The sequence below is a fragment of the Fibrella forsythiae genome, from assembly GCF_017353175.1.
Classification (GTDB): domain Bacteria; phylum Bacteroidota; class Bacteroidia; order Cytophagales; family Spirosomataceae; genus Fibrella; species Fibrella forsythiae.
Genome location: NZ_JAFMYW010000001.1, coordinates 775,253 through 799,375, shown reverse-complemented (window position 1 = coordinate 799,375; position 24,123 = coordinate 775,253). Strand labels below are relative to the sequence as shown.

At 53.6% G+C, this 24,123-nt stretch carries 20 protein-coding genes; 4 read left to right on the top strand and 16 right to left on the bottom strand.

Annotation, left to right across the window (positions count from 1 at the left end):
- Positions 1-26: 26 nt before the first annotated feature.
- From J2I46_RS03860 to J2I46_RS03815, 10 genes are all read right to left on the bottom strand, one after another.
- Entirely contained in the window at positions 27-755 is a 729-nt protein-coding gene (locus J2I46_RS03860) for a carbon-nitrogen hydrolase family protein (RefSeq protein ID WP_207327605.1), read from the bottom strand.
- A gap of 81 nt (positions 756-836) precedes the next feature.
- Positions 837-1,754 (bottom strand): sugar phosphate isomerase/epimerase family protein, encoded by a 918-nt coding sequence (locus tag J2I46_RS03855; protein ID WP_207327604.1) that lies wholly within the window; start codon positions 1,752-1,754, stop codon positions 837-839.
- 78 nt (positions 1,755-1,832) lie between these two features.
- Positions 1,833-2,984, bottom strand: a complete 1,152-nt coding sequence (locus J2I46_RS03850) for a sigma-54-dependent transcriptional regulator (protein ID WP_207327603.1) — start codon at positions 2,982-2,984, stop codon at positions 1,833-1,835.
- Positions 2,985-3,037: 53 nt separating this feature from the next.
- Entirely contained in the window at positions 3,038-4,093 is a 1,056-nt protein-coding gene (locus J2I46_RS03845; RefSeq protein ID WP_229379475.1) for an exo-alpha-sialidase, read from the bottom strand.
- Positions 4,094-4,175: 82 nt separating this feature from the next.
- Entirely contained in the window at positions 4,176-5,228 is a 1,053-nt protein-coding gene (locus J2I46_RS03840; RefSeq protein ID WP_207327602.1) for an FUSC family protein, read from the bottom strand.
- Positions 5,229-5,385: 157 nt separating this feature from the next.
- Positions 5,386-6,561 (bottom strand): acyltransferase family protein, encoded by a 1,176-nt coding sequence (locus J2I46_RS03835; protein ID WP_310588980.1) that lies wholly within the window; start codon positions 6,559-6,561, stop codon positions 5,386-5,388.
- A 39-nt stretch (positions 6,562-6,600) separates the two neighbouring features.
- The gene (locus J2I46_RS03830) at positions 6,601-9,150 is read right to left on the bottom strand and encodes a family 20 glycosylhydrolase (RefSeq protein WP_207327601.1); all 2,550 of its coding nucleotides are present in this window, start codon (positions 9,148-9,150) and stop codon (positions 6,601-6,603) included.
- A 182-nt stretch (positions 9,151-9,332) separates the two neighbouring features.
- A complete protein-coding gene (locus J2I46_RS03825) occupies positions 9,333-11,051 on the bottom strand; it encodes a GMC oxidoreductase (RefSeq protein ID WP_207327600.1) in 1,719 nt (572 codons plus the stop codon).
- 42 nt (positions 11,052-11,093) lie between these two features.
- Positions 11,094-11,633: a gluconate 2-dehydrogenase subunit 3 family protein gene (locus J2I46_RS03820; protein WP_207327599.1), complete on the bottom strand. Its 540-nt coding sequence runs from the start codon at positions 11,631-11,633 to the stop codon at positions 11,094-11,096.
- A 182-nt stretch (positions 11,634-11,815) separates the two neighbouring features.
- Positions 11,816-12,892, bottom strand: coding sequence for a Gfo/Idh/MocA family protein (locus J2I46_RS03815; protein WP_207327598.1), 1,077 nt, complete (start codon positions 12,890-12,892; stop codon positions 11,816-11,818).
- Positions 12,893-13,029: 137 nt separating this feature from the next.
- Between J2I46_RS03815 and J2I46_RS03810 the strand changes: the two genes are divergently transcribed.
- Positions 13,030-14,400 carry an NAD(P)/FAD-dependent oxidoreductase gene (locus J2I46_RS03810; RefSeq protein ID WP_207327597.1) on the top strand — a complete coding sequence of 457 codons (1,371 nt, stop codon included), beginning with the start codon at positions 13,030-13,032 and terminating at the stop codon, positions 14,398-14,400.
- A gap of 72 nt (positions 14,401-14,472) precedes the next feature.
- Here J2I46_RS03810 and J2I46_RS03805 read toward each other — a convergent pair whose 3' ends face one another.
- A complete protein-coding gene (locus J2I46_RS03805; RefSeq protein ID WP_207327596.1) occupies positions 14,473-14,871 on the bottom strand; it encodes a hypothetical protein in 399 nt (132 codons plus the stop codon).
- 119 nt (positions 14,872-14,990) lie between these two features.
- On the opposite strand from J2I46_RS03805, the gene J2I46_RS03800 reads away from it, so the two are divergent.
- Entirely contained in the window at positions 14,991-15,578 is a 588-nt protein-coding gene (locus tag J2I46_RS03800; RefSeq protein WP_207327595.1) for an O-methyltransferase, read from the top strand.
- 69 nt (positions 15,579-15,647) lie between these two features.
- The gene (locus tag J2I46_RS03795) at positions 15,648-17,666 is read left to right on the top strand and encodes a M13 family metallopeptidase (protein WP_207327594.1); all 2,019 of its coding nucleotides are present in this window, start codon (positions 15,648-15,650) and stop codon (positions 17,664-17,666) included.
- 135 nt (positions 17,667-17,801) lie between these two features.
- Here J2I46_RS03795 and mtaB read toward each other — a convergent pair whose 3' ends face one another.
- Both mtaB and J2I46_RS03785 read right to left on the bottom strand, forming a co-directional pair.
- Positions 17,802-19,151, bottom strand: coding sequence for a tRNA (N(6)-L-threonylcarbamoyladenosine(37)-C(2))-methylthiotransferase MtaB (gene mtaB, locus J2I46_RS03790; protein ID WP_207328102.1), 1,350 nt, complete (start codon positions 19,149-19,151; stop codon positions 17,802-17,804).
- A 180-nt stretch (positions 19,152-19,331) separates the two neighbouring features.
- A complete protein-coding gene (locus tag J2I46_RS03785; RefSeq protein WP_229379473.1) occupies positions 19,332-20,327 on the bottom strand; it encodes a phytanoyl-CoA dioxygenase family protein in 996 nt (331 codons plus the stop codon).
- Between the two features lie 194 nt (positions 20,328-20,521).
- On the opposite strand from J2I46_RS03785, the gene J2I46_RS03780 reads away from it, so the two are divergent.
- Positions 20,522-21,370, top strand: coding sequence for an AraC family transcriptional regulator (locus tag J2I46_RS03780; protein ID WP_207327593.1), 849 nt, complete (start codon positions 20,522-20,524; stop codon positions 21,368-21,370).
- Positions 21,371-21,422: 52 nt separating this feature from the next.
- Here J2I46_RS03780 and J2I46_RS03775 read toward each other — a convergent pair whose 3' ends face one another.
- The 3 genes from J2I46_RS03775 to nirD are packed head-to-tail and all read right to left on the bottom strand — an operon-like array spanning position 21,423 to position 23,948.
- Positions 21,423-22,097, bottom strand: a complete 675-nt coding sequence (locus tag J2I46_RS03775) for a response regulator transcription factor (RefSeq protein ID WP_207327592.1) — start codon at positions 22,095-22,097, stop codon at positions 21,423-21,425.
- 4 nt (positions 22,098-22,101) lie between these two features.
- Positions 22,102-23,604 carry an ATP-binding protein gene (locus J2I46_RS03770; RefSeq protein ID WP_207327591.1) on the bottom strand — a complete coding sequence of 501 codons (1,503 nt, stop codon included), beginning with the start codon at positions 23,602-23,604 and terminating at the stop codon, positions 22,102-22,104.
- Positions 23,601-23,948 (bottom strand): nitrite reductase small subunit NirD, encoded by a 348-nt coding sequence (gene nirD, locus J2I46_RS03765; RefSeq protein WP_207327590.1) that lies wholly within the window; start codon positions 23,946-23,948, stop codon positions 23,601-23,603. Before nirD ends, J2I46_RS03770 begins: the two co-directional genes overlap by 4 nt.
- Positions 23,949-24,123 lie beyond the last annotated feature (175 nt).

Sequence of the window (24,123 nt, the reverse complement as noted above, 5' to 3'; positions counted from 1 at the left end):
TGATAGTAGAAGCAAATTAATGGGGGTTAACCCGATTTTGCAATCACCCGTTGTGTAGTTGAATCCATGAGCAGCAGGCCTTCGTGTTCGGCATCCAGCTGCCCAATCCGTTCACCATACTTGTTCCAAATCGATGACGAGCCGGCACATAGCTCACCGTCAGCTTCGCCCACACAGTTTGCCATTAAAACAGGGATAGCGTACGTGCTGGCAATGTCGGATAGCCGGGAAAGGGCCTTGTCGACGCCTCGAACAGATTTAGCTACGCTGGCTATGTAAACGGTTGCACCATTCGCACAGGCGGTTGCCGTATGTTCCGGAATAGATAGTTCGTAGCAGATCGCCAGCGCAATCGGCTGCTTCCTGATCAGTAGGGATGGAAAACCTGTTCCGCTGACAAAAAAGGGTTCTTCGTCTGAATGGAGATACTGTTTCGAGTAAAGTTGCTGAGCCTGATTTGGCTGAAAAATAAGCATACTGATGCAGATTCCCGGCTTTTGTCTGGTTGGCGCCCCAACGCCAATGACGATCTGGTGTAGATCACTGAGTTGCTGAAAAACAGCCAGGCGGGCATCGTCTGGTGTTACAACGAGCGTTGCGGCCAGCGTAGGTTCATAGCCAGTCAGGGAGAGTTCGGGAAAGAAAATGGCATCTGCCGCTGCTGAAGCCGCTTGCTCGATCAAATGGCAATGGCGATCAATGTTTGCCGGAATGTTCCCTGCGACGGGCTTTGTCTGAGCTACACAAACGATCATGGAAATACAGTTTTAACATGCATGTAGTGCTGCCGAATTACGCAACGCAAATCGGCACGAAAGCAACACCAACCAGCCTCCCTAGGCATCGTACAGGGCTTTCCGAACTTTTTCGAAAAAGGCGGGTACTTTCTGACGGGGGTCACCTTTGCCGAGCGTTTCGATGGGCAGATAGCCCCGATAACCTGAGTCGCGAACAATGCGAACGACCTTGCCCAGGTCAGTTTGCACTTCCTGCCCGTCGACAAAGAGATTCTCTTTCACCTGCCATGTGGCCGCCAATGGTGCCAGTTTCGCAATGTCGGCGTATGGATCGCCGATCTTGAAGCTACCGATGTCGAGGTTTGGCGCGAGCCAGTCGGAATTGATCTGCTTCAGAATAGTCAGGACATGATCGGCTGTTTCAATGAAATCAGCGTGGTTTTGCAGGACCAGCATCACGCCCTGTTTGGCCGCGTAGTTGGTGCATACGCCGATGGCATCGACCACCCAGGTTGTCACCTCCTCCCGAGTGTGGCCTTCAGGTACGTTCTTACCCGCGAAGATGCGGAGTACCGGCGCGCCCAGTTTGGCCGCGAAACCAATCCACTGCCGCACCAACTCAATCTCGGCTTTCCGTCGGGTTGGGTCGGGTAAGGTAAAATCGTTGCGCACGCCCGTACCGCTGATATCGAGCCCCAGTCGGAACGCCTTCCGCTTGATCAGGTACGTATAGCTGTCGTCGGGCAACACCGGGTAGCCTGGAAAGTAGTAGGCCGTTGGGTCAACCGCCGCGAAACCGGTATCAGCGCAGAAGGCCAGTACCTGTTCGAGCGTCATGCTTTTGTTGACCAGCGGCTCGTTGAACGAATATAAATTGCAACTCAGCCGTACCCTGCCGGGCGTAGCCGGGACTGAACTCGAAGCGGCTACCGACGGAAGCGGGGCCGTAGCCATAACCGGTATCCCTGCCGTTATGGTTTTAATAAAAGACCGCCGATCTGATGCTGACTTATCCATAAAAGCAGGGTTTGAGTGTCTGGGTGTAACTAGGTGACAGGGCTACGTTCTGTGTTGACTGCCTTTGAAACTAGGCTATCAGGCGTATAGCTTCGCCTCGTCGAGGGTGATTACCTGCTCACACATGATAATAAGCCGTTCAAGTGCAGTACGTAGTCCACGGGTGTTGGCTTCCCACAGTAATAGGGTTAAATATGTTAAAGCGGCTGGTTCTATTTCCTTATCAGGTACGTTGTAGTCCAGGCAGATATCCTGAATAAACTTGTCGATCAGAAGCGGGATATCCTCCCGGTGACTGGAAAGGGGAGGCAGATGAATGGCTATTTCACGAAGGTGATCGTACAAATCGGCCCGGAAATTTCCTGCCTCCACCTCACTCACCAGGTCTTTCTCTGTCGATGAAATGATGCGGGTGTTCAGCTTGAGTTCTTTTTTACTTCCGATGCGGGTAAATGTCTGTTGGTCAATGGCGTGCATCAGCTTTTCCTGGACCGCCGGGCTTATCCTGCCTATTTCATCGAGAAATAAGGTACCTCCTTCTGCCTGCTCAATTTTACCGATCCGTCGGCTGGCTGCTCCCGGAAAGGCACCTTTTTCATGACCAAACAATTCGCTTTCGAGTAATTCATCCGGAATGGCTGCGCAGTTCACCGTAATTAGCGGCCTTCTGGCGTTTCTGATTTTGTAATGAATCTGTTGGGCCACCATTCCCTTGCCAGCGCCGGAAGGACCGGATATCAATACAGGTGCACGTTGCTGACTTGCCTGCTCAATACAAGCTCTGATCGCCTGCATTGATGGAGACTCGCCCACAAACTCGCCGATTCTGTATATTTTTTTCCCTGCCAGTCGATTCGCTACTGCCCGTTTATAGCGTTCAACAGCATCTGCGGTAACTTTTAACAACCGGCTTAAGTCGGGTGGTTTCACGATAAAATCAAACGCACCAAGTCTGGACGATTCGATAGCATTTTCAACGGTGCCGACGGCCGTGATAACGATTATTTGTGTACTCACGCCTGCTTCATGTGCGTGAAATAACACATCGAATCCATGCATCTTGGGCATGTTCAAATTACAGAGTGCCACGTCATAGTAGTCTGTTACGAGCATTTCAATGCCTACCAGGCCATTTTCGGCCTCATCAACCTCGTAGCCTTCATACTCCAGAATGTCGCGAAGGGCAGCGCGAATACTCGCTTCGTCCTCAATAATGATGATTTTAGCCATTTACTCAGCGCGATAATGTCCCCGTAGTTGTCAGCTGGTTGAGCAGGGTATACCTACTTCTTTACTGCAATTGCTTCCTTCATGATTTGGCCATCAGCCTCCCAAACGCAGACCGTTGACTTACCGGAAAGGGCCAGGCTTGGCATCTTACCTTTCCCTAGGGCCACAGGTACGTTGCTGCCGTGTTGAAGCCAGACCGTGCCGTTCTCATCCCAGGCCATAACGTTTCCCGCCGGGCCGCTGGCGAGGGTCACGTTTTGTCCGGTGGCGAGAGGCGTTTCCGGTTTGCCCGGCTGGCAGGTATAGAGCGTGTTTTCGCGCCGCCATACCGTTGTCGGGTTGCCAGATGGGGTTAACGCGAGCCCGCCGCCATCCATTGGGCAGCCCGCCAGTTGCCAGGTGCCGATGCCCAGTTTCTGTACCGAGGGGTAGGTACGTCCGCCATCGGAAGAGTGGGCTAGGTACAGGTCGCGCGAGCCGTCGAGCCAGTTTCTGAATTGAACGTAAACGTCGTTGTTCCGCGCGGCAACAGACACCCGGCAACATTCGCAGACCGAGCCACCAGGCGATTGGTAAATGATTCGGTTAGCTGCCCAGGTACGTCCCCCATCTGTCGAGGTTGTACCCACGATCTTGTTTTGCCCGTTGCCGCGCAGATCGAGCCAGGCGGCGTGGAAGGTGCTCGATGACGCGCTGGCAACGGCCTGAAACCCTTCTTTGGCCACGTCAGGGACGTCGTTCAACCGGATTGCCCCCGACCATTTTCCGGCGCGACGATCCAATGTGTAGGCAAACAGATCGCCAATCTTGTTTACAACCGTGATAACAACGTAGCTGTCGGTTGCGGCGATTTGTGGCCCGCGTTTGGCCGTGGTAACCAGGCCGTGCAACGATGCTACGGCCACAGGTGGCGAAAAACTGCCGGGCTGCCCATTGGTATTGGCGTAATAAATTGTAGAGTCCTGTCCGAAGGTAAGATGCACCGTTCCTGCCTGGTCAGCTACAACTACCGGCAGATGCCCCGTTGCCATGCGCTGCCCCGAATCAGTTGGCTGGCTGGGTGTGAGGAATGGGAAAAGAAAGATCAGTAAGGAAAGAAGTGCGGGCATGGGCTGGGAAATTGGATGTACTACGTGATGCTGGTGCCAGGCCGTTGAAACATGTAGCGCGAAACCAGGTTGACGAACCCCCTCACCTCCGGCCGGCTATAAGGATTTTTGTGCGGCGCATCTGGCGGGTGGCTTTGTACCGAAGTCGTTCGTTGTACAGCATCCAGCCACCAATACCACCAAGAACACTGCCAATGAAAATATCGATAAATCGGGCAATGATCAGGGCTGTCGGGTCTACGGCTAGTGACTGGCCCGATTCGGCCAGGAAAATAGTGAGAACGGTGATAAAGATGACCGCTAATCCGTAATTGCGCACCACCAGAAACTCGACGATCAGTTGCAGGGCAATAATGCCCAGGCACAGCATCAGCGGCGATGGCTGTAACAACAGGATGACCCACGTAACCCCCAGTCCGATAAACGTACCCAGAATACGCTGCACGCTGCGTTGCCAGATATGCCTGGTACTTACGCCCTGCATCACGGCGGCGCAGGATGTGGGCACCCAGTACGGATTTTCGAGTTTTAGCAGATTGGCGATCAGAAGGGCAATACCAACCATGGACCCGAATGTGGCTGATTCGATCAGGTTGACGTACTTGCTTTTTGCAACAGTAACCGTCTGACTGTCATCGGCATGGCTCTTTATCGTCAGTAAACTGTAGACCACTGCCAGGGCGAAGGAGATCATCGTGCCAATGCCAATGAAGCCAATGTTTTGCGGAATGGTTGATAGTTTGAAAGGCAGGCAAATGGCAACCGACGCAATCATGATAAAAAAGAAATTGCCTGGCGGACGGGTCATCTTCAGGTAATAGAGGGCTACATGAACAACGAATGCGTATAGACCCAGGAGCAGTGGTGCCAACAGCGGATTGAAACTGAACAGACTACCCACTGAAAACGAGACCATGATGCCAAACGAGCAGGCCATCAGGATGATGAGCCGGTTGGCAATACGGATCGAGTGAATGTACAGAATGACGAGTCCGGCCATTGATGCCAGTTTGCCCCCCGGCAATGTTCCGGTGAAGTAGCCCGCCAGAATGGGAATACCAACGCTAAGGCCTGCCAGCACGGGTATGTGCCATTTCCGGTCTGTTTCTTTAAACTCCAGTAACTGCTTTAACATGGTGCCGCCCGTTTGTTTTCTGTCGGGAAAGTAACCCTTTATACGGCTCAACGCTATACGGATGGAGGCTTTATCGAGTGTATGCGCTTACGTACGCTGTTTATTTTGGGTGATGGCAAAGCCAGGGGAGAGTCAGCAACGCAACGCACAAAAGCGCTTAAACCCGAATGTAAATTCTGCGGCGGTCTAAGAGCCAGCCAACGCTCCAGCATAGGAGCATAAAGGCGAGCGCGAAGAGCAACGAACCCACCGGGCCGGGCGCGATAGTCTGAAACACGTGCGTGCCAACCCAGCCCTGTACGCTTTCGCCATCCCCCGCCGGAATCATGTAGCAGATAATCACGAGTACTTCGGACAGCAGATAAATGAAGAGTGGGTTTTTGCCGGGAATGACAAAGAATTGTGTCCAGTTGGCCCTGTTCCAGCGTCTGATCTCGATGGCGTAGATCAGCGTTGCCAGAATAGCCAGATCGAGGCCGGTGGTGAGCAGCACGAATGAGCTGGTCCAGAGCTTTTTGTTGATCGGGAACACCATATCCCAGCAAAGGGCCAGGAAGATCAGCGCGGCAGCGGTCAGCAGCAGCTTTGCTACGCTTTCGTAGTTCTTGCCCACCCGCTGCACAAACTGACCGGCGTAAAAGCCAATGATGACGTTGACAATGGCGGGCAGCGTGCTTAGCAGCCCTTCAGGGTCGAAAGCTACGCCGCCGTTGCCGTGGTATAAGTGATCATCGCCGAGCATGAACCGGTCGAGTTTGCGCACTGCATTACCCAGCAGGCTTAGCGGATCGGCCGGGTCACCCCAGCCAAGCAGCATCAGCCAGTAACCCACCAGAAAAGCCACACTCAGCCAGAAAACCGTGCGGGTCGAGAAGAAATAAACCATGAGCGAGGCCAGGCCGTAGCACACGCCAATACGTTGCAACACGCCCCAAATGCGGGTTTCGCCAATCGGGAAACTGAGTACATCGCCCGAATCGCTCAGCCGGAAAAACGGAAACCAGTACATCAGGTACCCGAGCAGAAAGATCAATGCCGTGCGCTTTGCCACTTTGCCCAGTACGGCCAACGTACCCAGCGCACTAACCTTTTTCATGGCAAAGCTCATGGCGTTGCCAACAGCGAATAAAAAGGAAGGAAAGACCAGATCGGTCGGGGTGAAGCCGTGCCAGTCGGCATGGTTGAGCGGGGCAAACGGTGTGGCACCAGCTCCGGGGGTATTCACCACGATCATGAAACAAACGGTTAGCCCCCGGAACACGTCGAGTGACAAAAAACGGTTGTCTGTCTCTGGAACGGCCAGTTGGGGCGGGGCAATCGAATAGTCTTCCACGGTAAAAATGGCTAAGGTGAGTGGTGGTAATCAGGTACGTTACTTTTTGATCGTTACCGTTTGTCCGGCCCGACCCGCCGAGTTGAATACCCGGAGCTTTGTCGTACTGGTAAATGGCAACGGAGCCGTGTACACCTGGCTGGCCGCGGTGGGCTCTGTGCCATCGGTGGTGTAGCGGATCGTCAGGCCGGGAAATTGTGTGTTGGCCATCAGCTTATTAGCAACGATGCTGGCTCCTGCCGTAGGAATCCGGTACTGAAACCCACCCGCGAACGAGTCGAGCCGGGGCAATTCCCGCTTGCCAACTGTGTGAAGGAATTCTGACCAGGCCCGATTATACAGTTGCTCACTCTTCCTTTCGTCTTTTTCGCGGGCCCATTCGGGGTCTTTAGCCCAGGCGCGCTCGGCAACGGCCAGTAGTTTGGGCAGGAGCTTGTATTCAAACTGAGGTGTGCTTCGGTTTGTCTCGGCCCAGAGCGGCGCTTCAATGCCGACGATGTTAGCCTTGCCTTTCTCCGTGATCATCTCCCGGCTCCTTATTCGGTTCTGATCAATGCGCTGTCCCGTATTATCGTCTTTCAGGTTGCGCAGGTAGTTGTAGGGGATAAAGTAGAACGGTTTGTCGATGTCGACGTACCCGCCCCAATATTGCCCGGCTTCTTCAGATAGTGGGTTATAGGCCAGATCGAGATACAGGTGCGTAACCCCGGTCAGGATAACCTTGTAGCCAGCATTGGCCATCCGGTAGGCCAGGTCTTCGGCGCCCGATCCCGGTTCGTTTTTCCATACGTTTACCCGGAATTTTTCGGGCACGAATGTGGGGTTGGGCACCCAGACTGACTTGTTGTTCTGCACCACTTTCTTCAGGCCAACTTCTTCCCAACCCGACAGAAACAGGCCCTTCTTTTTGAGCATTTGACCCAGCCTGCCGAAATAATAATACCACAGATCATCGGTTGATTTGACCGCTGAATTGCCCGCCATCAGCCGTTGCACAGCCGGTGATTTTTGCCAAACGCCCTGCGGTACTTCATCACCGCCAACGTGGATCGTTTTCAATGGAGCCCCCGCCTCGCGGTACATGCTTGTCAGATCATCGACTACCCGCTCCAGGAACGCGTAGGTTGAGGGGAGCGCTACGTCGATCACGTTATCATTCCAGCCTTGCACTGACTCATACGTCGATTTGTCGGCCAGATCTCGCAGCAGATACTGTTCGGCTTCAGCCTTCTTGCCCGCTTTCACCAGGGTTTGGTACCGGACATCCATTGCCCGCAGCGCGGCGCGAGCGTGGCCCGGCGATTCAATCTCCGGAATTACTTCGATATGCCGGTCGCGGGCGTATTTGAGGATCTCGATAAAATCGGCCTTTGTGTAGAAACCCGTGCCTGCTTTGTTGCTGGCATCCGGGCCGGAACCGTAGGAGGGAAGCAGGCTTTTTGTCTGATCGGCGTTGTAGGCACGGGTTCCGCCAACGGTGGTCAGTTCAGGAAGAGACGGCATTTCCACCCGCCAGCCTTCATCGTCGCTGAAATGCAGATGCAATACGTTGAGCTTGTATAAACCCATCAGGTCCAGCACTTTGATTACCTCTGATTTGGGTTGAAAATTCCGCGCCACATCCATCATCAACGCACGATAACCGAAGCGAGGGGCGTCTTTGACAACTAAACCCGGCAACCGAACGGAGTTAGCTTTCGCGGTGAATGCACTGGCCGGGATAAGCGTCTGGAGCGACTGAATACCGTAGAAAATCCCCGCGCGTGAAGACGCAGAGATCTGAATGCCGTCCTGGTTTACGCGCAATTCATAGCCTTCGACGGTAATCGACGGGTTTTTGCTAAGCGTAATCGTTTTGCCCGATGCCTGCGTTTTGACCGTCAGCTTTTTATCGACCACCGGAACAAGGCTCGCGACCAGAAAATTGGCCTCGGGAGTAAACTCGGCAGGCGACACAATCACGGTCTGTCCGTCGAGTACGAACGGCTGTCCCGTTTCCTGATACGAAGTTGGGGTTGGAAAGACCTTGGTCAATTGCTCATCAGGAATGGGCTGAATCGCCGTGTTTTGGCTATAAATACGCTCGGTCAGCTTTCGGTCTGATGCTTCGAACAAATCACCCAGGGTCGCCGTCAATTCGATTGGAAAAGCCTGCGCAGGATCTTTGTCAAAAACGATGTAAAATCCAGACGGGAAGTCGGTCCGGTTACGGAGCCGGCGTGACGAAACGGTTAGGGTGGCTGACTGACCCGGAGCAATCGACGAGAAGCCCGCCCCTGGGCTTAGTGCGTGCAAATCGCCATTTACCTGCTTTACGCTAGCCTGATTGGCGTCGGTGCTGGCATAGGATCCTCCATTGAAGAACAACCGCCAACCGGAAGCTGGCAGCGGCGTATCGCCCGTGTTTTTCAGCGTCAGGGCCATGCGTGATCCCGCCTTTGCGTCATTACTTACGAGCGTGAGCGTAATAGCAACAGGTTTCGACGCGATAGCTACAGCTGTCGGCAGGGGCAAGGCTGTGGCAGTAGGTGAAAGTGAGCCAACAAGAGGGAGGCAGAGAAGAAAAATACCAGGGAGGTTGAGGCGCATTAGAGTGGGGAAAGGGCGAAAGGGAAAGGGGGGTATTTATAAGGAATTACTGATAGTAAGCTTCGCGAGTCGTGCTCTTCGACTCGCGAAGCTTACTATCAGTAATTCACTCTTTAAAGTATATCAAAAAAATGCCCTGGCTTGCTGTATCGAGCAGGTTGCCAGGGCAAAGAAAGGGTGAATCAGAGCATCCCTCGCTTCAATTCGCCTACGGCGTGATTTGCCGCACGGGCGGTAATGGCCATGAACGTGAGCGAAGGGTTCTGCGTCGAGGTGGAGGTCATGCAGGCTCCATCGGTGACGAACACGTTTTTGCAGTGGTGCAACTGATTCCACTTGTTCAGCAGCGACGTTTTCGGGTCTTTCCCCATCCGAACGCCACCCATCTCGTGAATGTCGAGCCCCGGCGCTTTATCGGGTTTGTCGTTGGTACGGATGTTTTTAAAGCCCGATACCGTTAGCATCTCCGACATCTGTTCGTGGAAATCGCGGATCATTTTCTCGTCGTTGTCGTCGTAGGCCACCGAGATTTTGAGCTGTGGAATGCCCCAGGCATCTGTCAGAGCGGAATCCAGCGCCACGTAGTTCGACTCTTTCGGAATGGTCTCGCCCATCATGTGCGAGCCAACCCGCCAGGGGCCGTATTTAGGCTGCATAAGGCTGTTCTTCAAGTCTTCACCCAGGCCCGACGTATCTGTTTCCGATGATCGATAGCCACTAAAGCCCGCCGCGTAGCCGCGTAGAAAATCGGTTTCCTGCTTGAATACGTTACGGAAACGGGGAATATAACTGCCATTGGGCCGTATGCCGTCAGTGGTGGTGTCCTGGAAGCCGTCGTGCTCGGCCGAGATCGTTGTGCGGAAGTTATGAAACGCGACGTACTTGCCGAGTAGGCCGTTATCGTTGCCGAGTCCATTCGGGAAACGGTGCGAGGTCGAGTTGAGCAGAATCAGGTTACTATTTAAGCAGGCGGCATTCACGAACATGATTTTGGCATAATACTCCGTCACCTGTTTCGTGTGCGCGTCAATTACCCGTACGCCTGTAGCCTTGTTCTTTTTTTCGTCGAAGATGATCGAATGCACTACCGAATCGGGTCGGAGGGTAAGCCTTCCCGTGTTTGCAGCCCAGGGCAGTGTCGACGAGTTGCTGCTGAAGTAGCCGCCGTAGGGGCACCCCCGTTGACATAGTGACCGGTTCTGGCACTGACCCCGGCCCTGCTTCAGGTGAATAGGCTGCGGTTTGGTCAGGTGCGCACAACGACCAATGATCACGGGGCGGGTTCCCTTATACCGGGCCGCCATCTGATCGGTGAAGTGCTTCTCGATACATGACTGTTCGTGCGGCGGCAAAAACTCACCGTCGGGCAATTGTGCCAGTCCGTCTTTATTCCCCGAAATCCCCGCAAATTTCTCGACGTGGCTATACCAGGGGGCAAGTTCGGCGTAGCTAATGGGCCATTCCACCGCGAAACCATCGCGGGCCGGGCCATCAAAATCATATTGCGACCAGCGCTGCGTTCCGCGTGCCCACATCAGAGACTTACCGCCCACCTGATAGCCACGAATCCAGTCGAACGGTTTTTCCTGAACGTACGGATGGTCGGCGTCTTTCACAAAGAAGTGACTGGCATCTTCCCGGTTGGCGTAACAGCGGCTGGCAACAGGGTTGGCATCGATATACTCTTTCGACAGTGATCCCAAGTGAGCGAACTCCCAGGGCTGCATCATGGTCGTGGGGTAATCGGTAACGTGCTTCACGTCGCGGCCCCGTTCCAGCACGAGGGTACGTAATCCCTTTTCGGTGAGCTCTTTAGCTGCCCAGCCTCCGCTGATGCCTGAGCCAATAACAATAGCGTCGAACGTGCGCTCTTTAACGGAATCTATATTCAGAAAAGACATAATCGATTGGAGTAGAGATAAAACGGAAAAAGCCGAACGTACCTACCGGCTACCCGCAGCGGTCAGCTTTTCAACGGGTATACAACCATGGTAATAGCCCGGTGCCATGTTGAATTTCTGCACATTCACCAGGTAAAATTCCGAGTTCGTATACCCTTGAATCGTTAGCCGTTTGATCAGGTTGACAAAGGCTTTTCCAGCGGGGTCTGTCGAGGTGGCAACGGCGTTCAGCACTGCTTTTCGCTGGCTGGCATCGCAGTCAGCAAACGACTTGGTGAACAATTGCTGTGCAGTCGATTCCGTCAGTACTGTGCCCTGCTTCAGCGCCGTTTGAGCTGGTTCGCCATAACAATCCTGAATCATGCGCATGGCAAACTGATGCACTTTAAGCGATTTAGCGCCGGGTGTGGTCGTTTCGGGAATAATCGTCTCAACGATTTCGCCAAGTAGCGTCTCGTCATCGACGGAACCAATCGAAACTGGGCCGATCGACTCAGGTGTCCAGCCCGTCGCCCAGGCTGGCAGCGAAACCAGGCCACCCAGTGCCATCGTCAGGCCCCGAAGAGCAGTACGTCTTTGCATACAGATGAGGTATAAAATTAACTGTGAGTCAGATACTACGTGATACAGTAAAAGCACTACTCAACTAACGAAGCGAGTGCCCAAAAAAGTAAGCGTACCGGGAAATGGTGAGTCGAGTTGGCCACAAGCGTAACGCCCCATCCAAATCACGAAAAGCTGAAAAGCCTGATTCAGCTACTCTTTTACAACCGTACGACTTCGCCGGTGCGTACGCTTTCGTCGCAGGCGAAGGCAATGCGGAGGCTGTTGACGGCGTCGGCCAGGTGATCGGTCAGGTCGAGGTCTTCTTGAATGGCCTTCAGGAAGTAGCGCTGTTCGCGGTTGCACAGTTCCTGATGATCTGGCTCGTCGTGCATGTCGATCCAGGTGTCGGGCTGGGTAAACTGATCATCGGCGTTTAACTGAGCAGAATGGACCCGGAGCGATTCGGTCTTGGTATGCGAATCAACATCGTCGGATTTTCCGCCCGCGCCCGCATTTTTTGCTACAATGGAAACGCAACCCTTCGGACCAATCACGTCTTTCACGAAGAAAGCCGTTTCGCTGACCATCGGTCCCCAGGCGGCTTCGTACCAGCCAACAGACCCGTCTTCGAAACGCATCTGAAGTTGTCCGTAGTTGTAATTGTCGGCTGGAATATCGTCGGTTAGCCTGGCACCGATGGCTGATACCCAAACTGGTTTCGAGCGGGTCATCTGGCACATGACGTCGATGTAATGTACGCCGCAGTCGACAATGGGGCTCAGGGATTTCATCAGGTTGCGGTGAACCGTCCACATATAGCCGTGGCTTTGCTGGTTCAGGTTCATGCGCATCACCAGCGGTTTACCCAGCTTCTGGGCTTCTTCTACAAACCGGGCCCAGGAGGGGTGCACGCGAAGAATATAGCCCACCACCACTTTTTTGCCTGCTTTCACCGCTGCGGCCACTACTCGTTCTGACCCTTCGACGGTATCGGCCAGGGGTTTTTCAATAAACACGTGACAACCCGCTTCCAGGGCCATGATGGCAAAAGCTTCGTGGGTGTCTGGGTACGTTGAGATACAGACGGCATCGGGTTTAGTGTCAACGAGGGCTTTCGCGTAATCGTCGAAAAGAGGGTAACCACCGCCGAGTTTATCGTTCAGGGCGTACTTGCTTTGGCCGGTCGATACGATGCCGCAGATTTGAAAACCGTCGAGGGTATGATACGCCGTGGCGTGGGAGGCACCCATGTTGCCACAGCCGACAACCAGAACGCGTAGGGGAGAAGAAGACATAGTCTATTGAGTCAGGAAATAGTTGCAATATAACGCCGCGCTGAACCCTACCCGCAAAACACCCGTATATTGTGACGAAGGTTGACCGAAGTAATGCACATTTGTAAGTCGACCACTGTAATCGTAAGTAGTCATACATGCGTCACATCGTCATCATTGGTAATGGTATTGCCGGTATCACCGCCGCCCGCGAACTTCGTAAAGGGGGCGATGACCGGATCACCGTTATTTCGTCGGAAACCGACCACCATTTCTCGCGAACAGCCCTCATGTACATTTACATGGGGCACATGACCTACGCGCATACGAAACCCTACGAAGATTGGTTCTGGTCGAAAAACCGCATCGATCTGGTTCGAGCTCATGTAACAGGGATCGACTTTGACAACAAGCAGCTGACGACCAAACCCACCGACGGAGCCGAATTGACGCGTTCGTACGATGTGTTGATCCTCGCCGTAGGGTCGTCGCCTAACCGCCCTGGCGTGTTGCAAACAAACCTTCGAGGTGTGCAGGGATTGTACGGTATGCCTGATTTGGAGCAGATGGAAGCCCTGACCGATGCCAAAGAATCAGGTACGTTGGTAAGCCGGGCGGTGGTGATTGGTGGCGGGCTGATCGGGATTGAACTTTGCGAAATGCTGCTCTCGCGCGAGATTCCGGTATCATTTCTGGTACGCGAGTCTGGTTTCTGGCGGAGTGTGTTGCCCGTCGAAGAATCGGCGATGATCACCCGTCATATTCGCGAACACCACGTTGACCTGCAGCTGGAAACAGAGGTAACGGACATCCATGACGATGGCAATGGCCGAATCGGTAGCGTAACAACCAGTACCGGACAGCGAATCAACTGCCAGTTCGCAGGGGTGTCGGTGGGCGTGTCGGCGAATATTGGCTGGCTGCAGGGAACCAGCCTGGAGACAGACCGGGGCATCCTGGTTGATACGTACCTGGCAACGAACGTACCTGACGTCTACGCCATCGGCGATTGTGTGCAGCACCGAACGCCACCCCCGGGCCGCAAACCGACGGAACAGATCTGGTACACCGGCCGGATTATGGGCGAAACCCTTGCCCAGACCTTACTCGGCAAGAAAACGCCCTACCAGCCTGGCGTCTTTTTCAACTCCGCCAAGTTCTTCGATATTGAGTACCAGACCTACGGCGACGTACCGGCCAACCTGCCTGACAACGGCACGATTCAATCGCTCTATTGGGAACACCCGAACGGACAGAAGGCCATCCGGATCAATTACACCACCGCCAACGGGGCCGTAATGGGCGTGAACGCATTCGGCATCCGGCAACGACAGGATGTCTGGACACGCTGGATCACCGAAAAGCGCCCGATCCACTACGTGCTGGAACACCTCGCTCAGGCCAACTTTGATCCTGAGTTTTTCCGGCAGCACGAAGCCGATGTACTGGCCGTTTACAACGCCCAACATCCGGACGCGCCGCTACGCTTACGGGCGAAAAAGGGCTTGTTTGCCTTGTTCGGAAAGTAGCGTGATACTCGACCTTCTCATGCTGTTGCATGCCCTACAGGAAGTCGCCAGCTAAACGGATAACAATCGACGCTAGTCTGCTACTGCCTTCTCCACCCGGACCTCTGCCGACCTGGCCAGCGGGTGCGTAATTCCGGCCTGTATGGGTGGAATGGCGACTGCTGTTGCTGCTTCTATCTCCCGGTCGATAACGACCCGTTTCTCATCGATCCGCCGGAAGTGGTCGTCGAAATAATCGAAGCGAAGCTGTATCTGACGATAGCGGTGCTGACTGGATGTGTTGGTAATGGAGAACCGGTGTTCGTTTACCCGAGTCCCCGGCCGGTTGGCAATGGCCTTGGGTGTCCAGAAAATGCGGTCAATCAATAAGTCGCGAACCGGATTGGGCTGGCTTTTGTAGGAAGACTTATCGCTACCGCAACCAGTCAAAACCAGGAGAAAAAACGCGCAGCTTAGTTTTGCAAAGTGCATGGGCAAACCAGTGTCAATTAAAGTCAGTTGTGCAGCATAAATATTGGTGAAAGATAGGGTATGTTGGCTATAGTCGTTGACTGGGCAACATACTTACCCTGTAGAAACCCTGACTGGCTATGAATTCTCTGCGAAAACGTCAGCTCCTTGAGCTGTATCAGACCTTCCGGATTCACGACGCTGCGGAGCCCGATCGGCTGAAGCGCTGGCGTAATCTGGAGCCTGAATCGGCTTTGCTGCTGGCCATGCTGATCCGAACGCAACGGGCTCAACGTGTTCTGGAACTGGGTACGTCCAATGGGTTTTCTACGCTCTGGATAGCCGACGCACTCGAAGCCACGAACGGCCGATTAACGACAATTGATATCGATGCCGCCCGAACGGCGCTTGCGCAGGAGCACCTGCGTCAGTTTGGGCTGGCCGACCGGGTTGAGTGCATAACCCAGGATGCTGGCCTGTTTCTGGCGCAGGCAGAACCAATCTACAAACTAATTTTCTTAGACGCAGAGCGGCCCGCCTATGTTGGCTATTTGCCCGATCTGATCCGGCTGCTGACCCAGCAATCGGGTTGTTTACTGGTAGTTGATAATGTGCGCTCACACGCCGACGAGGTACACGAGTTTATAACGCTTCTTGGGGCAGAGCCTTCGCTCATGCTGTCAACGCTGGCCGTTGGGGCGGGCTTGCTGCTCTGTGTTGCGAGCTAATCAGTATAGTTTACCATCCCAACCTGAATTTGTCTGACTATATTGACCAACACTTCTATAGGATAACCCATGAAAAGACTGGTATACCTCTCGCTCGCCCTGTTATTGGCAGGTGCCTGCAGGCAAAACTCCATTACAAATAGAAAACGCGTCGTGGTTTCGGGCATTGACGCGTCTAAAAAACCGGGCGATGATTTTTTTATGTACGCCAACGGCATCTGGTATGATACCGCCCGAATTGCGGCTAGTCAGACCGGTGTTGGCGCGTATTCCTTTATGAATTACCCGCAACGGATCCGGCTGCAGGCAATTCTGGATAGCGTTGCGGCCACCAACAATCCGGCAGGAAGCATTGAACAGAAAGTGGGTGATTTTTACGCGTCAGGGATGGATACGGCCGCGATCAATAAGCGAGGGTACGAACCGATCAGGCCCCTGTTGACCCGCATTCAGGCCGTGACGGATGTGCCTGCCCTGTTGAGGTTGGTCGCTGACGAACAGAAAGTAGGTAATGGGTCCGTCCTTGGCTTTAACGTCGGCCCTGACAACAAACGGAGTACGGTCAACATTGCTCAATTTTCACAGACAGGCATTGGTCTTCCGGAACGGGATTACTATGTAAAAACCGATTCTTCGACGATCGCCATTCAGAAAGCGTATCGAAATTACCTTGCCCGTTTGTTTGAATTGACGGGGACGGAGCCAGCGATTGCCCGGAAAAATGCAGCTATTGCGTATGACATCGAGAAGCAGTTGGCCGCCGCCCACCGAACCAATATCGAACGAAGAGATGTAAAGGCCAACTACAATAAACTGGCGATCAGCGACCTGTCGGCTAAACAGCCTGCGCTGAACTGGCCTTTGTTGCTAACGACTTTGGGCGTAAAGGCTGATTCAGTCAATGTAGGGCAGCCGCCTTATTACGATAAACTGAATTCAATGCTGACTGCGGTTGCTATCGACGACTGGAAGGTCTATCTAACTGCGCATGCGCTCACTAATTATGCTAATTTCTTAAGCCAGCCGTTTGTCGATGCGTCGTTTGCCTACACAAAAATTCTGACGGGTCAGGCCGTTAAAAAAACGCGGGCCGAAGAAATGACCCAGGCGGTCGATGGCTCCCTGGGTGATGCCCTGGCCCAGCTGTACGTGAAAAAATATTTCCCGGAAGATGCCAAAAAGCGGATTGCCGTGCTGGTTGATAACCTCAAAAAAGCGTTTGAAGCCCGCATCAACAAGCTGGATTGGATGAGCGACTCTACCAAAGCAAAGGCTAAAGAGAAACTGTACGCTTTCAACCAGAAAATTGGTTATCCCGATAAATGGAAAGATTATTCGGCTGTGACCGTAAAACGGGACACCTATTTTGAAAACCGGCTGGCCACCATTAAAAATGAGTATCTCAACCGGGTGGGTAAAGTAGGTATGCCGGTAGACCGAACCGAGTGGCATACCACCCCGCCAACGGTTACGGCATACAACAACCCGCCCCTGAATGAAATTGTGTTCCCGGCCGGCATCTTACAATCACCTTATTTTGATTTGTATGCCGATGATGCGCTGAACTATGGGGGCATCGGTATGGTGATTGGCCACGAAATCACGCACTCGTTTGATGATCAGGGAGCGCAGTTTGACAAGGTTGGCAATGTAACAAACTGGTGGACAAAGGCCGACTACGACAAATTCAAAGCGAAAACACAACAGGTTATCGATCAGTACAACAAGTTTACCGTACTGGATTCGGTATCCATTAAAGGTGCCTTGACGGTGGGTGAAAATACGGCTGATATTGCTGGCGTTGCCATTGCCTATGACGCCTTTAAACTGACAGAGCAGGGAAAAGACACCACAAAACTTGACGGCTTTACGCCCGACCAGCGCTTCTTTATTTCGATTGCCCGAATCTGGCGCGTCAAAACGCGGGATGAGTTTATGCGCATGTACGTAAACACTAACCCGCACTCACCGGCCAAATGGCGGGTAAACGGGCCACTGATGAACTTCACGCCGTTCTATAAAGCCTTCAATGTACAACCTGGCAACAAAATGTATAAGCCCGAACAGGAGCGAATCACCGTTTGGTAGGGTTTAGTAAACCACTGAATGCGCTGTATGCCGTGCTTACTAAAGCAGCCTGTAGTGTACGTCTTTGAGGATGTATGCTACAGGCTGCTTTGTTAACTATCTGCTCATGATCAGAGGGAGACTGGATCCAGGCTATCAATGCGTGGCGAACACTGGTTCCGGTTCTGTCACTTCCACCAGGCTTTCCGGGTTAATGGCCGAGAGATGAACGGGAACCAACTCGTTGATGCGCAGTGGATCGTAGTTGGCCACCACGCGAACGTAGTTTTCGGTGAAGCCCTGCATGCGGCCGGTTGCTTCGTCTATGTCGTCTTCAAACAGCACCGTAGCCGTCCGCCCGATCTGCGATTCGTAGAAAGCACGCCGCTTTTTATCCGACAGAATGTGCAGCATCTTGCTCCGTTCGGCACGTACCTGACCGGGCACTACCGGCTTGATCGTGATGGCCATGGTGTTGGGCCGTTCCGAATAGGTGAACACGTGCAGGTACGAAATCGATAGTTCAGTCAGAAACTCGTACGTCTCACGGAAGAGGTCGTTCGTTTCGCCGGGATGTCCCACGATCACGTCGACACCAATGCAGGCGTGCGGCATGAGCGACTTGATTTTGGCTACCCGTTCCGCGTATAACTCACGCTTGTACCGGCGGCGCATCAGCCCCAGCACCGTATTGGAGCCTGACTGAAGCGGCACGTGAAAATGCGGCACGAATCGTTTCGACTGGGCTACAAACGCGATTATCTCGTCGGTCAGCAGATTTGGCTCGATGCTCGAAATGCGGAATCGGTCAATGCCCTCCACCTCGTCGAGCGTCTGAATCAATTCCAGAAACGTCTGGGTACGTTGCGGAGCCTGTCCAGCTACGTTCACCAGTCCGAAATCACCGATGTTCACGCCCGTCAGTACGATCTCCTTCACGCCACGACTGGCAATTTCGTGGGCGGCCCGAACTACGTTTTCGATTGTGTCGGACCGGCTTTTGCCACGCGCCAGTGGAATGGTGCAGTAGGCGCATGGATAATCGCAGCCGTCCTGCACCTTCAGAAACGTGCGGGTGCGGTCATTGAGCGAATAGGCGGCGTGGTAATCGATGGCTTCTTCAATGTTCGAATTCAACACCCGCCCCGGTTGGCCAACGGCGGCTTTCGTAAACGTCGGCATCAGCTCGGCTAACCGGAATTTTTCAGCGGCTCCCAGCACGGCATCGACACCCGGAATCTCCGAAATTTCGGTGGGCTTCAACTGGGCGTAGCAGCCAAGAATGGCCACAAACCCATCCGGATTTACCTTCTGGGCTTCCCGAACGATCTTGCGGCATTTCTTATCGGCGTTATCGGTCACCGAGCAGGTGTTGATGATGAAAATATCAGGTTGCTGGTTGAATTCCACGCGCTCGTAACCCTCTTTCTCCATCATGCGGGCGAGGGTCGAGGTTTCCGAGAAATTCAGCTTGCAGCCAAGCGTGTAAAAAGCCACTTTTTTCATATTCATTCCTAACACCCGTCATGTCATCGGGGTTTCATCCGGCAAAAATACAACATTCCGGCGTAGCCCCGCAGTGGCGGACCGTCCCGCCAGCATACCGAACCGTCTAAAAAGTACTTTCGTTGTCACTCGCCGCAGGCAAGCGACAATGTGCGCTGTAGCCGTATGCTGATACATCCACTACTCCCACGAATCCAGCCCCAGTAATTTCCGGCCCAAGTCTGACAGTTCGGCGGTTTGGTAGCGGGTCTTTTCCCAGTTGCGAGGGTCGCCGGGAAACGCGTAGCCTTCGGGTGCCTGCCGGTTGCGCCAGGAGCTGATGCGCCATTGGCGAAGTGCTTCGTTATCTTCCTGTGCGGGCATCATGGAAATGTATTGGGCAATGCGCACTTTATCCGTCGAATGGTTGGGCCGGATACCGTGAGCAAGGGTGCTGTTGAAGATGAGCAGGTCGCCCGCTTCGAGCTTCACCTTCACCAACTCGAAGCCGGTTGTGTCGGGCTTAAACCGGTCGCGGTCAGCGGGCTGAGTCAGCTTCCAGGTGTCGTAGGTTCGGTATAAGTCAGGGATGCACTGAAAACCACCCATGTTTTCGTCGGTCTGATCGGCGAGGGCCAACACGCCCTGCACGTTCTCCGGGCGCGTTTCGGGGTCATAATCCCAGTGAATAAACCCCTTGAAGGGCTGACCGGGCTGCAGCGGGAAATTGAGATTAGCCCGGTCGATAGTGACCCATAGTTTTTCGGTTCCCCACACATCCACAAAGGCGTCATAAACCCGCTGCGTCTGCCGGTTGTCCCACTCGTGTTGGTGGTTGTATAGCTCGACCATGCCCGAGCCGATCAGTTCTTTCATCCGCATTTCGGCGCGGGGTGGCGTGTACCAGGTGGCTTTATCGGTGGGGTCTTTCTCTTCAAATGCCCAGATCGTTTGGGCCAGGCGTTCAGCCTGCTCGCGGGGAACGGCCTGCTTGATGATGACGTACCCATTCTCGCGCCAGAATGTCCAGTCAGCTTCGGTTAGCACACGAAGAGGGGCACCGTTTGAACGGTCATTTAACGGTTGGGTGCTGCTGGTGGCGGTGGATGGATTACCCGGAATATCGGTATGCGCATTGTCGGGAATCATGGCAGGTTGCATAGTCGGTGTCATGGTTGGCTGCATCGTAGGGGTCATGAACAGGTTATGTTTTACAGTGAAAGAATAAGACAAAACTAGGATGCTGCCTGTTGTTTGTGTTAGCACGTACCTGACCCTTTTTTGCATTATATTGCTGTTGTCTGATGAGAATAAAGCGCACAAGAGTAAAGGAGTAAAAGAAAGTAACGCCGGTCGGGGCCACCACGCTCCAATTCAGATACTACCTCACTATGAAAATTGCCCTTGAAGAAATCCGACCTGATGCAGACAGTTCGTTTCATATTCTGCTGACGCCCCACCTGCAGGACGTTTTCCTGTGGCATTACCATCCCGAATACGAGATCGTGTATATCGACGGTGCCAGCGGAACCCGGCATGTGGGTGACCATATTTCACGCTATGAAGGCAGCGACCTGGTGTTTATTGGCCCTAACATTCCGCACCTGAACTTCGATTATGGTGTCAAGACCGACTACCGAAAAGTAGTGGTTCAGCTTCACGAATCGTTTCTCGGCGAAGGCTTCTGGAAGGCGCCTGAATTTGCCGCGATCACCACACTTTTTGAGCGTGCACGGGCTGGCCTATCATTCGGGGGTGAAACAAAACAGCAGGTCGGTGCTAAACTGGAAATGTTAGCCCATCAACCACCGTTTGAGCGGATGATGGCGTTACTGGCCATCTTCCAGCAACTCGCAACGAGTGCTGACGTCACCTCGCTGCATGGGAAGCCGGTGACAAGCGCATACAATCTGCGGGAACAAGAGCGAATCAGGAAACTCTATCAGTTTGTGGAAGAGCAGTTTACGCGGAAAATTAGTATCTCCGAAGCGGCTGATGTGGTGACCTTAACCGAAGCTGCTTTCTGCCGATACATTAAACGAATGACGGGGCTGACCTTTACGCAGTTACTAAACAAATACCGTATCAATCAGGCCCAGAAATTCCTGTTGGCCGATCATACAGTGACTGAAGCGGCTGAGGCCTGCGGGTTCGAGAGTCTGTCGTACTTCAATAAAATATTCCGAGCGGTAACGGGTGAAAATCCCTTGCAGTTCAAGAAACGGTTTCATGCCCGCTAGCTAGCCGAATGCTGGCGATTCCGGGGGTAACGAAACCAACGCCCATCAGCAGCTATGTTGCCCGGCTGCCCAGCGCCACGCTGATCAGTTCAACCATATTTTTCACACCTGCTTTTCGGATGATGCTGGCACGTTGGTTGGCAATCGTATTCGGGCTGACGTCGAACCGGTGAGCTATGTCGCGGCTGCTCATTCCCTGGGTGAGGCACTGCAGAATCTGGGTCTCCCGGGGCGTCAACTTTTTCCAGATCGTTGCGTTGCTTTCTTTGGTAAGTGCGGGGGTTTCCCGTTGCTGCGCCGCTTTAGGTACCACATAATGCCGAATGATGACCGCCGAGGCCGACGGCGGATAATACAGTTCGCCCGCCGCAACGGTCCTTAGTGCCTTCAGAATCTCGTCATGATCGCTGTCTTTGGGCAAATAGCCCGCCGCTCCGTTCTGCACGGAGGTCAGGATGTAATCAGGGTTGTTGTGCATGCTGAACATCAGTACCCGTACGCTGGGGTAGCTGGCGGCCACTTCCCTGGCCACCTCGAGCCCCGATAGTTTGGGCATGGTAATGTCGAGCAAGAGTACGTCGGGAAGCAGATCGGGAATGAGCGCCAGGGCCAGCTCACCATCTGCTGCTTCACCAATCACCTCCATGTCGTCGGCATCTTCGAGCAGGGTTAACATGCCTCTGCGCACTACGGCGTGATCATCGGCGATTAGGATTCGGATAGCCATCTGATTATGGTAACAGGTTGGTTGTATGATGAATAGTGGTAATGATTGTGGTTCCCTGCCCGGGCGCCGAGTGGATAGCGAAGGTGCCGTTAAGCAGTCGGGCTCTGGTGCGCATTGTGTCAATCCCGTTTCGGCCAATAACGGATTTGCCGCCAGTATCAGGCAGCTTACCTTCTGAATCTGGTGGCGTAAAGCCGAGTCCATCATCGGCAACCTGGATCGACACAACGTCATCATGCTGTTCCAGACTTAACCATATATGCTGGGCGCTGGCGTGCTTGACGGCGTTATTGATGGCCTCCTGCGCAATCCGGTATAACCCAATGTCAATTGCCGGACTTAACTTTTGGGGCGGGTGAAGTGATTCTGCCTGTGTGGCGTCAAACTGAACCTGAAGACCAGTAGAGTAGGCGGTTTGATCGGCAAGAAGCTGGAGGGCAGGGCCCAGGCCGAAATCGCCCAGAACCGAGGGCATCAGGTTATGCGATATCTGCCGGGTGGTTTGAATGATATCGCCGACAAGGTCGCACAGGTTTTCGGCCCGGCGGCGGTGTTTCTCGTCGGTGAAGCTGGCTTTTTTCAACGTACCTGCCTGTAGTTTTAATCCGGTCAGCATTTGTCCAATCCCATCGTGTAGTTCACGGGCAAACCGGCGGCGCTCTTCTTCCTGGCCTTCCAGCAGGGCGGCAGACCGAACGGTATCTTCGGCCCGTTGCAACAGGTGCTTATCCGTTGTCGCCTGAACAAGTTGCTGCTGCGTGCTGGTCAATGTCTGGTTGGCTACAATGAGCGTACTATTCGCCGCCTGTAGATCATCTTCTGATTTCGCTAATCGTCTGATGATCAATTTAACGTAATTGACAACTGGTCGAAAAATGAAAAGCCCTTCGAGCAGCAATGTAATGAGTGTAGCCAGTCCCAGAAACCATTCCGTCCGTTCCAGCGAACGTACCCGGGCTACGCTCTCGGCATCGAACTGAAACACGATCGCGTTCATCTGTCGAAGATAAGCCGGTTCGTTAGCCAGGATGACCCGAAGCGCCGCCTGCTTGTTTTCCGGTGACTGATTCAGCTGTATTACCTGCGTCAAGCCGTCGTGCATTCGCTGAAAAACAGGGTCTATCAGGATAAACATGCTGTCGAGCACCGGGCTTTTGGGAACTGTATAGGCTTTTTCCATTAGCAACGTACCTGCACGAAGCTGCTGATGGCTCTTGGTCCAGGTTTGCAATAGTGAATCGACGGGCGTCAGGTCGTTGCCGGGTATGTTCAGCAAACGGAGGAGCGCGAGTTTGGTCAGGCGCTGGCTTAACATACGCTGTCGGCCCGCAACGTTCACCACGCGACCATCATCGTAATGCTCATTGAGGGTACGCCGAACCAATACAATGCCGCTTACCGCCAATAGGGCAATGACCGACAGGGCCAGTACGTAAAAACGCGTAAGTCGACGAGCAACCTGCTCGTCGACTTGATGGTTTGTATGGGGGCGCGGGGGTGAGGTCATGCCGGGAGGCCAATATAGACCATGCCGTTCTCAATACGTACGGCGAATGTGTCGATCTGGTAATCGTCGCCGCTCAGACAGGCCCCGGTTTTTAGCGAAAAGGCCTTCTTATGGAATGGACAGGCAACTTTGGGTTCGTCGCCCACACTGCCGGTCATCCCCCGCGACAGGATCATCTGCTGGCGGTGGGGGCACTGGTTGTCGGTGGCATACCATTCGTTTCGGCGGGCCAGGTGAAAGATGGCAATTTGCCGGCCATTGATCAGGGCGCACGCCCCGCCGTCGGCAGGTACGTCGGCAGTCTGGCAGGCAACGTGCCAGGTTATGGTTTCGGTAGTTGTCATGGTTGTATTTTGTTCTTGATTCTGAAAAACAAGTTGTTAGGTGATTTTTCGCGTTTAGTGTATTGCTTTCGCGAGCTAGGCCCTTCGACAGGTTCAGGGTGACAACTCACTCAAGCATGTAAATGACGACCTTGGGTAGGGTTGTTACCCTGAGCTTGTCGAAGGGCCTACAGCG

What these genes read in the sequence shown, in the direction of transcription:
- J2I46_RS03860 (WP_207327605.1), bottom strand. Translation starts at nt 755, where the DNA reads ATGATCGTTTGTGTAGCTCAGACAAAGCCCGTCGCAGGGAACATTCCG.
- J2I46_RS03855 (WP_207327604.1), bottom strand. Translation starts at nt 1,754, where the DNA reads ATGGATAAGTCAGCATCAGATCGGCGGTCTTTTATTAAAACCATAACG.
- J2I46_RS03850 (WP_207327603.1), bottom strand. Translation starts at nt 2,984, where the DNA reads ATGGCTAAAATCATCATTATTGAGGACGAAGCGAGTATTCGCGCTGCC.
- J2I46_RS03845 (WP_229379475.1), bottom strand. Translation starts at nt 4,093, where the DNA reads ATGCCCGCACTTCTTTCCTTACTGATCTTTCTTTTCCCATTCCTCACA.
- J2I46_RS03840 (WP_207327602.1), bottom strand. Translation starts at nt 5,228, where the DNA reads ATGTTAAAGCAGTTACTGGAGTTTAAAGAAACAGACCGGAAATGGCAC.
- J2I46_RS03830 (WP_207327601.1), bottom strand. Translation starts at nt 9,150, where the DNA reads ATGCGCCTCAACCTCCCTGGTATTTTTCTTCTCTGCCTCCCTCTTGTT.
- J2I46_RS03825 (WP_207327600.1), bottom strand. Translation starts at nt 11,051, where the DNA reads ATGTCTTTTCTGAATATAGATTCCGTTAAAGAGCGCACGTTCGACGCT.
- J2I46_RS03820 (WP_207327599.1), bottom strand. Translation starts at nt 11,633, where the DNA reads ATGCAAAGACGTACTGCTCTTCGGGGCCTGACGATGGCACTGGGTGGC.
- J2I46_RS03815 (WP_207327598.1), bottom strand. Translation starts at nt 12,892, where the DNA reads ATGTCTTCTTCTCCCCTACGCGTTCTGGTTGTCGGCTGTGGCAACATG.
- J2I46_RS03810 (WP_207327597.1), top strand. Translation starts at nt 13,030, where the DNA reads ATGCGTCACATCGTCATCATTGGTAATGGTATTGCCGGTATCACCGCC.
- J2I46_RS03805 (WP_207327596.1), bottom strand. Translation starts at nt 14,871, where the DNA reads ATGCACTTTGCAAAACTAAGCTGCGCGTTTTTTCTCCTGGTTTTGACT.
- J2I46_RS03800 (WP_207327595.1), top strand. Translation starts at nt 14,991, where the DNA reads ATGAATTCTCTGCGAAAACGTCAGCTCCTTGAGCTGTATCAGACCTTC.
- J2I46_RS03795 (WP_207327594.1), top strand. Translation starts at nt 15,648, where the DNA reads ATGAAAAGACTGGTATACCTCTCGCTCGCCCTGTTATTGGCAGGTGCC.
- mtaB (WP_207328102.1), bottom strand. Translation starts at nt 19,151, where the DNA reads ATGAAAAAAGTGGCTTTTTACACGCTTGGCTGCAAGCTGAATTTCTCG.
- J2I46_RS03785 (WP_229379473.1), bottom strand. Translation starts at nt 20,327, where the DNA reads ATGACCCCTACGATGCAGCCAACCATGACACCGACTATGCAACCTGCC.
- J2I46_RS03780 (WP_207327593.1), top strand. Translation starts at nt 20,522, where the DNA reads ATGAAAATTGCCCTTGAAGAAATCCGACCTGATGCAGACAGTTCGTTT.
- J2I46_RS03775 (WP_207327592.1), bottom strand. Translation starts at nt 22,097, where the DNA reads ATGGCTATCCGAATCCTAATCGCCGATGATCACGCCGTAGTGCGCAGA.
- J2I46_RS03770 (WP_207327591.1), bottom strand. Translation starts at nt 23,604, where the DNA reads ATGACCTCACCCCCGCGCCCCCATACAAACCATCAAGTCGACGAGCAG.
- nirD (WP_207327590.1), bottom strand. Translation starts at nt 23,948, where the DNA reads ATGACAACTACCGAAACCATAACCTGGCACGTTGCCTGCCAGACTGCC.